This is a genomic window from Sulfurospirillum tamanense (assembly GCF_016937535.1).
GTDB lineage: Bacteria > Campylobacterota > Campylobacteria > Campylobacterales > Campylobacteraceae > Sulfurospirillum_B > Sulfurospirillum_B tamanense.
Window position 1 is genome coordinate 64,132 of record NZ_JAFHKK010000010.1, and the last position, 9,959, is coordinate 74,090.

A 9,959-nucleotide genomic window follows, 5' to 3' on the forward strand; every position below is an offset into this window, starting at 1 on the left:
GACGCTCACCTCTTTAAGAGGAGTAAAATGAGGAATTAGTCCATTTGGTGGCGGATATAGGTAGGGATGTCAAGGTAATCTTCCTGAGATTCATACCCGCCGCTCACTTTTTTCATGCGTAAAATACGTTCGCGCTTGACGACCTCTTGGGTTTGGTCAAGTTTTTTCAATCCACGCTCTTCTTCTTCAAGCTTGTTTTCAAAACCCGTAGCAACGATAGTGATGCACACTTTATTGTTTTCAACCTTCTCGTCCGTCGTGGTACCGAAAATAACATGGGCATCTTCATCAGCCGCGTCAAACACGACATTCATGGCCTCGCTAATGTCATTAAGCGGGCAGTTGGGGTGAATGCGGAAGTGAACTAACACACCCAAAGCTCCGTTAATGGTCATGTTGTCAAGTAGAGGTGATTCGATGGCGTTTTTCATGGCCTCAATGGCAGCACCTTGTCCTTCGCTCTCACCTACGCCCATGAGCGCCATACCGCGATGGCTCATAACGGTTTGCACGTCAGCAAAGTCAAGGTTGATGTCGCTGTTGCTGGAAGAGAGTACCACAGAACTCATGCCACCAACTGCGCGTGCTAACACATCATCCACAATACGAAAGCTGTCTTTGATGCCAAGGTTTTTATCCACCAATGTGAGGAGTTTGTCGTTAGGGATAACTACGATGGAATCGCTCTCTTTGCGTAGCTCATTAAGTCCTGCTTCGGCAAGTTTGAGGCGCTTGCGTCCTTCAAACATAAAGGGGCGTGTGACGACAGAAACTGTCAAAGCGCCAATCTCTTTGGCTGCTTGCGCTACTACAGGAGCAGCTCCCGTGCCTGTGCCACCACCAAATCCTGAGGCAATAAAAACAATGTCAGCGTGTTCAAGAGCGCTTTTAATCTCTTCGTAGCTTTCTTCAGCCGCCTCTTTTCCCACCTGGGGAATCATGCCCGCACCTAGTCCTTTGGTGCGTTTTTCGCCCAGTTGAATTTTAGTGTAAGCAAGAGAATGGTCAAGGGCTTGGGCGTCAGTGTTTGCAGCAATGAGATCAATGCCACTAACACCTTCGCGCACCATGTGGTTTATCATGTTGCCGCCGCCACCACCAACACCGACAACTTTAATCTTTGCGCCGTAGACGCTCTTTGCTTCTTCAATCGTAAACCCGCTCATGTCCCATGCTCCTCTTAAAATAATTGTGTCAGTCGATGCCAAAATTTGGCCAAAGCATTATCGCCCTTGGGTTGTTGCCCAAGGTCTGTAATGCGCGCTAGTTTGTCTTTGGTTGACTCGACGGATTCGGGTTCGTCGAGCTTCATGGAGTCTTCTTCTTCCAAAATACGCTGTACGTTTTTGCCAGGCTCAATACTCTCGTCCTTGTAGCGCATTTTCTTATTTGAATCAATTTCATAGGGCGTAAAAGCCCCGCCGCCGTACATGATAAGTCCAATAGCTGTTGAATGGCCAGGGTCTCGAAGCGTCTCAAATAAACCTTCCATCTCCTTGGGTCTGGCAAGACGAATGGGCATGTTATCAAAAATAGCCGTGGCAAGTTCACGAATTCCCTCAAGTTTAGTGAGTCCGCCTGTTAGTACAATACCTGCACCGACTTGATCCTTAAAGCCGCTGTCTTCAAGGGTTTTTGCCAAAATCATTAAGGTTTCTTCGACACGTGCATAAATAACATTGGAGATAATATCTAGGGAGACTTCGTGGGTAACGTTTTCATCTCCAAGCACAGGCAATTCAATGAGCTCACTTGAGCTTGCATGCAAGGTTCCATAGTTGATTTTGACATTTTCTGCCGCAGGAAGAGGCGTGTGTAGGGCCATGGACAAGTCGTTTGTGATGTTGGATGACCCAACTCCTAGAAAATCGTTATAGCGAATGGAGTTCCCAGAATGAATGACCATGTTACACGAAGCACCACCCATGTCGATCACTACAACACCCAACTCTTTTTCGTCTTCGTTGACTGTTGCAATAGCAGAAGCATAACCGCCTAAAACGATGTTATCGATATCCACACCCGCTGATTTAACTGCTTTTTTGAGATTACTCAAAGAGGATTTTTGGGCGGTAATGATATGTACTTGTACTTCAAGGCGTGAGCCATTCATGCCCAAAGGGTCTTCGATGTGTTCTTGTTCGTCGACTTTAAAATTGTAAGGTAGTACGTGAAGTTTTTCGTATTCGTGAGGAATGTTGGCGTTGTGGTCTGCCATTTGCATGGCGCGGTTAATTTCACGAATGCCGATGTCGTGATTAGGAACATTGACTACCCCGTTACTGTCAACACTTTTGGTGTACGCACCTGAGATGGAAACGATGACTTTGTCATAATGGGTTCCCGCAACGCGCTTGGCATCACTGAGTGCCATTTTTATGGATTTTGAGGCAAGTTCGATATTGGTGATGACACCTTTTTTGAGTCCTTGTGCTTTGGATACGCCTGCACCCAGAACCTTCATGCCAACATCGTCTTTTTCAGCGATGACAGCACAAATTTGAGAGGAGCCGATATCAATGCCCAAATACGTGGTGCTCAAATTAGTTTCCTTTATAGAAGTAGTCTATGGTGTAGCGTTTTTTGAGTGCCTCAATGAACGCTTGGTTTACTTCACTGTTTTTAGTCTGGTAAACATGCTCTCCGATAAGTTTGTTATACTGTTCTAACTTCGTTTGGTCAAGCAATTTTTGTTCCAAAATCTCGTAAAGAACGGCTTTGTCATCAAGGACAACATAACCTTTTCTCGTGTTGTTATCAAACACGCGTGAAAGAAAAACACTGCTTTCTTCTTCATTAAGACCATTAATGTCCACAACGCTATCGCGTGTGACAAAGCCAATTGTTTCGCCTCTAAAGAGGTCTAGCTGGGCTTTGGCTTTTTGTGTGAGGACTTCTTGCGTCTTTTCTGACATATAGGCATCTTTAATGAGTGGTTTTGCTTCTTCAAAGTCCATGGGGACAGGAGGGTTGATGGAGACAAGCTTCACAATCATGTAGCCTTCATCTGTGGCAATAGGCTTTAACACTTCGCCAGCAACTGCTTCTTTTAGGAGTTCTACTTCAAAAAAGCTATCAGACTCATATAGCACTTCTGTTTTTTCTGCTTCTATTTCCCCTTTTTTAAAGGTGAGGTAGGTGGTAAGCGCTTCTTTGCGTGCCATATCTAGGGCAACATCATGACGTACTTCTGGAAGAGCATCGATAAAATCTTTTAAGCGTCCATCCTCATAACGGTAGTTGAATTTATTTTCTTCAAAGAAAAGGCTAAGGGCTTCTTCGGCAGCAGTTTCAGTGGAAGCGGGCACAAAGATAGAGTCGATAGTATAACTCGTTGGGGTTAGAAAAAGAGATTTTTGCGGCTCCCAAAATGCTCTTAGGCTTGCTTCGTCCGTTTGGATTTCGTCTTGGTCAAGCTGGAGAACACGAACGCTTAGCCTGTCTTGCATGAAAAGTGCAGAACCAAAAAGTTCCTTTTCCTGTTCGGTAGCTTGTAGCTCAATAATAGGATTGAGTTTTTCGAGCAAAACTTGTTTTTTCAAGCCCTCTTCGTAGGTCTTTGCGGTAATGCCTGCATTTTGAAGTAATCGGTAGTAGAGGTCTTTGTCAAAAGCGCCGTTGGTGTGAAAGTTTTCATCTTTAAGTAAAGCATCTTTTATGTCGCTATCAAGAGCAATGAGTCCCAAATCCTTTGCGTAGTTGACCATCAAAGCTTCATTAATAAGATTTTCAAGAACGATTTTATCTAAACCCATCTGTTCGGCGCGCTCTTGGGTGAGTTGCCCATTAAACAGCGTATTGTAATACGAAAAATAATTATTGTATGCCATTTGGAACTCGGTGATACTGATTTTTCTTTCCCCGACTTTTGCAACAGCAGAGGAGCGATCGGCATTAAAGTCATAAGCACCCCATCCCACAAATCCAGCACCAACAAATGCAATGACGCTAACCCAAATGGTAATAACGAGGTATTTCCTATGACGTTGCATCCAAGTAATCATTCTTTTCCTTTGTTTGGTTAGCTTTCTTAAAACGTATGATTTTACTTCGTTTGTCTTTAAACGACCATAAAATCGGCATTTTTTTAAAATAATTAACAAACAAAACTACGTTTGTTAGTTGTAAAATTAAATACGGTGTTCGTTGGCGCGGTGAAGGAGTTTACAGCTGTTTTCAAGGACTGCAATATTTTTGGCAATTTGGTGAATATCGCGCTCATATGCATAGACACCGTACCCGCGAATAACGATGATATTTGTTTTTTGCTCTTTAAGATGGCGGTAGATCTCTACATCAGCCCGTTCGTACCAATCTTCAAATTGCTTAGGGTCATACACGTGAATGGTGCCAAATTGCATTGCGCCAAAATAATCTTCAGGTGTGATAATGCTATGCGTGAGTGTGTATGCAGTAGTAAAAGGGGGCATTGCGTAACAAATATATTTTGCTTCAGAGATATTTTTATAGATATTGAGGTGAATGTCCGCATCGATACTCGCCTCATTCCAGCGGTAGTCTTTTTTGCTTGAGAGTTCAATCAAATCCGAGGATTTTAGGCCATCAAAAATGGCATCTTTTTTGTTGATAATGAACCGATTGTACTCTACACGCGCGGAAATAGAGCCATGATAAATACCAAAAAAGTTTTTCCTAAACATAGAAAGTGAGATTTCTTTGAGTTGATTAGCCAGATACTCTTCAATCATCTTTAACCTTTTTAAATCTGTGTTTGGGTATTATACCACCACTTAAGCCTCGAAAGGATTGGTTGTGAATATCCCCCATGTGCCCGTACTTCTCAAGGAGATAACAGACGCTTTTTCTGCTCTTGATGAGGGCGTGGTGGTTGATTGTACGCTGGGGTACGGCGGACACAGTGAAGCTATTTTGGAGGCAAATCCAAAGATTAGACTTATTGGGTGCGACAGGGATGCCCAAGCGGTTGCCTTTGCCAAAAAACGTTTGGCCCGCTTTGGGGAAAGAGTGCAGATTATCCATGCGCCTTTTTCTACGGTTATTTCACGTATTGACCCTTTACATGTAAAGGGAATATTAGCCGACATTGGTGTCTCATCTCTTCAGCTGGATTTGCCTGAGCGGGGGTTTGGATTTGACTCAGATGTGTTAGACATGCGTATGGATCCCACAATGCCCCTTAGCGCTTACGAGGTTGTTAATACCTACACCCAATCCCAATTGGAAGAGATTTTGCGTGAGTATGGCGAGGTGCCTCAATGGCGTATGCTGGCCGAAAAAATCTGCAAAGCCCGAGAAATTGGCCCCATAACAAGTGCAAAAATGTTAGCTGAAATTGTAGGCAGGGGACGCACCCAAGGGCGTAAAGTTTCTCCTGCAACGCTTGTTTTTCAGGGGATTCGCATTGAAGTCAATGATGAACTTGGTGAGTTAAGCGGGCTTTTGCGCTCTATCGAAACAGCGGGTTTAAAAAGATGTTTGGTAGGTATCGTCTCCTTTCACTCTCTTGAAGATCGCATGGTGAAGCAAACGTTTAAGGCATGGCAAAAGGAATGCATTTGCAATCCTTTTGTGCCTCGATGCATGTGCGGAGGCGGTCATGCCCTTGGTAAAATCATCACAAAAAAACCCATTGAACCAAGCGAAGAAGAGATTAGAAGCAATCCTCGTTCGCGCAGCTCCAAGTTACGATTTTTTTTAATTGATGGAAAGAGGGCGCATGAATGAAGATCGCCAAGAGCTCCTTGGTGAATACGACAAGGAGCAAAGCAGAGAAAAAAACCTTGATCTGAAAACCTTGGCTCTTGTCTACCTAACAATGCTTTTTTTCTTAGGGATTTTTCTCCCAAAAATTTACATTAAAAATGAAATTTATTATATTAGCCGTGACATTAGTGGTTTGTACGGGCAGTATGAGATTTTACTGGAAGAGAACAGGGAACTGCGCCTTGGCATTGAGTCGATTCGCTTCAAAAATCAAGTGCTAGACGTGTTGTTTTTGGAATAACTGGTGTTATTTTGGAACATTGACAAGGCGATCTAGTACGTAGTGTTCCCATTCTTTGGTAGGTATTTCATTCATTTTTAAATCTATATAGATGGCTTCAACTTTTTCGCTGTATTTTTCATAGGAAAAATGGGGAAAATGAATCTGCCATGCTTGTTTGATGAGGCGTGAAGTCATCTCGTCTCGTAGCCAATCTTGAAAAAACTGAAAACCAACAAACACACACGATGTGGCAAAGATAGTCCCAATAATAGAAATGTGAAAATCAACATTCACTAACACAACATGGGTTAGCGCAGTAATGGGAACAAGAACTATGGCACACAAAATGGCATAGATAATGTAAGCATTGCTTATGTTAGTGCGAAAATTTAACACCGCAGGGTCGATGTGCATCCCTTCATTATAAAGGGCATTTGCGCGTAGTAAATCACGATAGAGTACGGGTTGTTTGGAGAGGATAAACACGTACCCAAGAATCTTTTCTTTTAACTGTTGAATTGTTTTCATAGTGCCTCCCTAATGCTGACGCGAGTGTACCATAGCAATGCTTATGGATTCACTAATTCGGGTCGGTATTCAAAGTGGAAGGTGTCAAAATGCTTCCATCTTCCACCCCAAACAAACCCGTGTTTTTCAAAAATGTGGACGATAATTTCGGGGATTTGGTTGCGGTAGGCTCCTGTTTTGCTCCATTGCCAATAGTCGCCCTTTTGGGTGTTAATGTCTATGGCGATGCCGTAACTGTGTGCACTTAATCGGTTTGTTTTGGCGATGGTGCGGTAGTTATGCGTTCCTGCAGGATTGTCGACGTAGGAAATGAGTTCAGGAGGTAGGGCGTCTAACGCATCCGAAACCGCTTGAAGCGCTTTGGCTGCTCCGTGGTCACCATGAAAGCGTAAGAGCTGATTGGTGTGGCTTGGGAGCCAGCGCACGGCAACAAGGCGCGATTCTACTTCCTCTTTGGTCTGTCCGTAAAGGGCTTTAAAAAACGCATCATTTCTAGCGCGCCCTGGGTTGGAAGTGGGGATTTGCAAGGGAAGCAATGCAGGATAAGGGGCAAAAAAATGGTCTTTGATGCTAGGATTTTCCAAAAGCATTGCCGCGTCTTTTTCTTCGCCATCATCAAAGGGGAGTTTCGTGCCATCGTGAAACCACACGGTGTTGTCTGTGATGTGCGAAATGGCATCTGGGTAGGCGTTTGCTAAGCGTTCTTGGGGAGATTTTTGCGAGACAAGTGTCATCCCCTCAAGGCGCGAAAGCAGTAGATCACTAGAGGCTACCAAAGGATGGTTGGCGCCTACATGTAAATCAGACACAATAGCTTTGCCGATGACACCGCGCCCCTCTAAGCCCAAAAGAGAAGTTTTGATGCCCCATACATTGTGCATCACGACGGGCGTGTTCTCGTGTGTGCCTGCGTAAAGCATGATGTGCCCAGGAAGGTATAGCAGTGTTAAAAAAGGTTTGCCAAAGCGTGTAATCATGGCCTCTTTTTCCTTGTTTGAAAGATGTTTAAGTGAAAGGTAGGTGCCGCTTTTCTTTTGCGCGGCAGAGTTGCGCGGTAACCAAAGGCCAAAAGGGGCAAAAAAATCTTTGGTCATGGCCGAACAATCCCGATGGTCAAAAAGTCCACCCCACCCGTAAGGCTCATTTAGTAGGGTCTGGGCAACATGCGCGAGGGTTTGGGCATTCATGGGGAGGGGCCAAGGCTGGGTTTGCTCGGGGTTTAGATAAAGCGACGTTACATGTAAATCTTTTTCGACCTTAAAAGCGGTGTTTTGGTCCAGAAGTGGCAACAAGGTGCCTAGTTTTGCGTAGGTTTCAAAACGTGTAGAAACAAGGGGCGTGTGGTCTTGTAAAATCATGGTTTTGGGTGAACGCTGGATTTTTTCTTGCAAAGTTTGGTCGATGATGGTGATTGCAGAAGCGGGAATCCACCCAAAAGAGGAGCTACTTAGCACAAAGGCCCAGCCGCCGTCTTTGGAGTAATGGGAGAGTTTGAGGGGTGTCATGAGTGAAATGCGCGTATTTTGGTTGTAATCAAAGGGAAATCCCTCACCCGCTTTGGCAAAGGAGCGAAAAAGAGGCAAGTGGGTTGGAAAATTGCGTAAGGCACTGTTTTCTAGGGTGATGGCGTTTTGATTTAACGAACCAAGGGCTTCGATGTTTGCCTCTTCGCGCAAAGTATCAAACCATGCTTGTGTTCGGGGTTGTTTGGTTTCGCCGTAATAACCCTTGAAGGGAAGGTAAACCCGCCAAGGCCATGTGGCGTCTTCTGCGGTGATGTCAAGGCCTTTTTGCGTCCACGGCATAAAAAATGCTTCTTGGTACCACGTACCTTGGTTACTCGTAGGGACAACGTCTTGCATGAGCTTAGGAAGAGCGTGTGCATAAGAAGGCGGGGTGAAAACAGGAGGAGAGAGCAGGCTACAACCTCCCAAAAAAACGCCCAAAAACACCACCAGTAAAATGCGCATAACTCCCCCTTTCTCTTTATTTGCGTATAATAGCAAAATTTTACAGACGATGGAGACCGTGTGCTTGAGCCCCTTAAAGAAGCGTTAAAACATAACCATATTTTTCTCACAGGCGGCGGTGGCGTGGGCAAAAGTTACCTCACGCATGAGTTGATTCGTGATTACCGTAGCAGGGGAGAAAGTGTTGTGGTTTTGGGAAGTACGGGCATTAGTGCTGTACATGTAAACGGCCAAACCGTACATAGTTTTTTTGCTTTTGGGATTGCTAACGAGAGTGAGACGATGTTGCGCAATGATAAGTATAACAAACAGCGTTTGAAAGAATTACGCGAGATTTTAGAACGGTGTGCGCTGCTGGTGTTGGATGAGATTTCCATGGTGAGTGCTTCGCTCATGGAGATGATACGTTACCGATTAAACCAAGGAAATTTCGCAGGAAGGCTACTGTTTGTGGGGGATTTTTTTCAACTCCCTCCTGTGTCAAAACGCACCACTAACAGCCTGTTTGGTGATCCGCTCTACGCTTTTGAGAGCGATGCTTGGGAAATTTTTGCACCTAAAATTTTTGCATTGTGTGAGCCAAAACGCACCAGTAATGCGCGTTTTTTTGAGGTGTTAGGCCGCGTGCGCGAGGGCGATAGTGGCGCGGAAGTGTTGGATTATCTGACGGCATTGATGCACAACACCCATGCATGGGAAAAAGACCCGACGGTACTCTTTGGCAGAAATGCCGAAGCAGATGCGCTCAATCGCTTGAAACTGCGCGACATTGATGCGCCACTTGTGACCTTGCCCTCCAAAGAAACCTTGCACGACGCGGCCTTACATGTAAAGCGCCTAGAGGGATGGAAAAAGAACCTTCCCGTGCAAGAAATCATGGAGTTAAAAGTGGGCGCGCGGGTGCTGTTTTGCACGAACAAATGGGGCAAATACATGAACGGCGAGCATGGCATTGTCCGTGAAATTGAAGAAAATGCCATTTGGGTAGAAAAAAACGGCGAAGTGGTAGAGGTAGAACGCCATGAATTTGTGCTCAACGAACCCCATGCCAAAGGCGACACCATCGAAGAAAAACCCGTGGCGAGTTTGCTACAGTTTCCTCTAAAGCTTGCCTACGCCATTACGATTCACAAAAGCCAAGGGATGAGCATCAACACGCTGGTGTGTGACATCGACCATATTTTTGAGGCGAGCCAGTTTTACGTAGCGATTAGTCGGGCGAGGGAGCCTGCAGATTTGCTGTTGCGTTATACGCGCGGGGATTTGCGCGCTCACATGCAGCGGTGCATCCGCGTGGATGAGCGCGTAAAGGCATTTTACGCCTTACATGTAAGCACGAGGTTGGATTAGAACTCTGTGTAAATGTGCTTGGTGCTAGCCATGTTTTGAAGTGATGCGGAATGGGTTTTTCATTATAAAGCCCTAAAAACTAAACAACAACATGTTCACTTAAAAGTAACGATATAATCACAATATCTTAAAAAAGTGAATTT

The 9,959-nt window shown here is 44.8% G+C and carries 9 protein-coding genes; 3 read left to right on the forward strand and 6 right to left on the reverse strand.

Annotation, left to right across the window (positions count from 1 at the left end; translation table 11 throughout):
* Nucleotides 1-35: 35 nt before the first annotated feature.
* The 4 genes from ftsZ to JWV37_RS06130 form a co-directional block, all read right to left on the reverse strand.
* Nucleotides 36-1,166, reverse strand: a complete 1,131-nt coding sequence (gene ftsZ, locus JWV37_RS06115) for a cell division protein FtsZ (RefSeq protein ID WP_205458894.1) — start codon at nucleotides 1,164-1,166, stop codon at nucleotides 36-38.
* Between the two features lie 14 nt (nucleotides 1,167-1,180).
* Nucleotides 1,181-2,542 (reverse strand): cell division protein FtsA, encoded by a 1,362-nt coding sequence (gene ftsA / locus JWV37_RS06120; protein ID WP_205458895.1) that lies wholly within the window; start codon nucleotides 2,540-2,542, stop codon nucleotides 1,181-1,183.
* A gap of 1 nt (nucleotide 2,543) precedes the next feature.
* Nucleotides 2,544-4,004 (reverse strand): peptidylprolyl isomerase, encoded by a 1,461-nt coding sequence (locus JWV37_RS06125; protein ID WP_205458896.1) that lies wholly within the window; start codon nucleotides 4,002-4,004, stop codon nucleotides 2,544-2,546.
* A 126-nt stretch (nucleotides 4,005-4,130) separates the two neighbouring features.
* The gene (locus JWV37_RS06130; protein ID WP_205458897.1) at nucleotides 4,131-4,709 is read right to left on the reverse strand and encodes a class II aldolase and adducin N-terminal domain-containing protein; all 579 of its coding nucleotides are present in this window, start codon (nucleotides 4,707-4,709) and stop codon (nucleotides 4,131-4,133) included.
* 64 nt (nucleotides 4,710-4,773) lie between these two features.
* Here JWV37_RS06130 and rsmH point away from each other — a divergent pair, with 64 nt between their 5' ends.
* Both rsmH and JWV37_RS06140 read left to right on the forward strand, forming a co-directional pair.
* Nucleotides 4,774-5,706 (forward strand): 16S rRNA (cytosine(1402)-N(4))-methyltransferase RsmH, encoded by a 933-nt coding sequence (rsmH, locus tag JWV37_RS06135; protein WP_205458898.1) that lies wholly within the window; start codon nucleotides 4,774-4,776, stop codon nucleotides 5,704-5,706.
* Nucleotides 5,699-5,986, forward strand: a complete 288-nt coding sequence (locus JWV37_RS06140) for a hypothetical protein (RefSeq protein ID WP_205458899.1) — start codon at nucleotides 5,699-5,701, stop codon at nucleotides 5,984-5,986. Before rsmH ends, JWV37_RS06140 begins: the two co-directional genes overlap by 8 nt.
* Nucleotides 5,987-5,992: 6 nt before the next feature.
* Here the strand turns inward: JWV37_RS06140 and JWV37_RS06145 are convergent, their stop codons facing one another.
* Complete coding sequence (locus JWV37_RS06145; protein WP_205458900.1) at nucleotides 5,993-6,496, reverse strand: hypothetical protein; 504 nt, start codon at nucleotides 6,494-6,496, stop codon at nucleotides 5,993-5,995.
* 41 nt (nucleotides 6,497-6,537) lie between these two features.
* A complete protein-coding gene (locus JWV37_RS06150; RefSeq protein ID WP_205458901.1) occupies nucleotides 6,538-8,466 on the reverse strand; it encodes a M15 family metallopeptidase in 1,929 nt (642 codons plus the stop codon).
* 60 nt (nucleotides 8,467-8,526) lie between these two features.
* Between JWV37_RS06150 and JWV37_RS06155 the strand changes: the two genes are divergently transcribed.
* A complete protein-coding gene (locus tag JWV37_RS06155) occupies nucleotides 8,527-9,816 on the forward strand; it encodes an ATP-dependent DNA helicase (RefSeq protein ID WP_205458902.1) in 1,290 nt (429 codons plus the stop codon).
* The last annotated feature ends 143 nt before the right edge of the window (nucleotides 9,817-9,959 follow it).

Bases quoted from the DNA above. Each gene is read 5' to 3' on its own strand.
- JWV37_RS06145 (WP_205458900.1), bottom strand. From the start codon at position 6,496: ATGAAAACAATTCAACAGTTAAAAGAAAAGATTCTTGGGTACGTGTTT.
- JWV37_RS06125 (WP_205458896.1), bottom strand. From the start codon at position 4,004: ATGATTACTTGGATGCAACGTCATAGGAAATACCTCGTTATTACCATT.
- JWV37_RS06140 (WP_205458899.1), top strand. From the start codon at position 5,699: ATGAATGAAGATCGCCAAGAGCTCCTTGGTGAATACGACAAGGAGCAA.
- ftsZ (WP_205458894.1), bottom strand. From the start codon at position 1,166: ATGAGCGGGTTTACGATTGAAGAAGCAAAGAGCGTCTACGGCGCAAAG.
- JWV37_RS06130 (WP_205458897.1), bottom strand. From the start codon at position 4,709: ATGATTGAAGAGTATCTGGCTAATCAACTCAAAGAAATCTCACTTTCT.
- JWV37_RS06150 (WP_205458901.1), bottom strand. From the start codon at position 8,466: ATGCGCATTTTACTGGTGGTGTTTTTGGGCGTTTTTTTGGGAGGTTGT.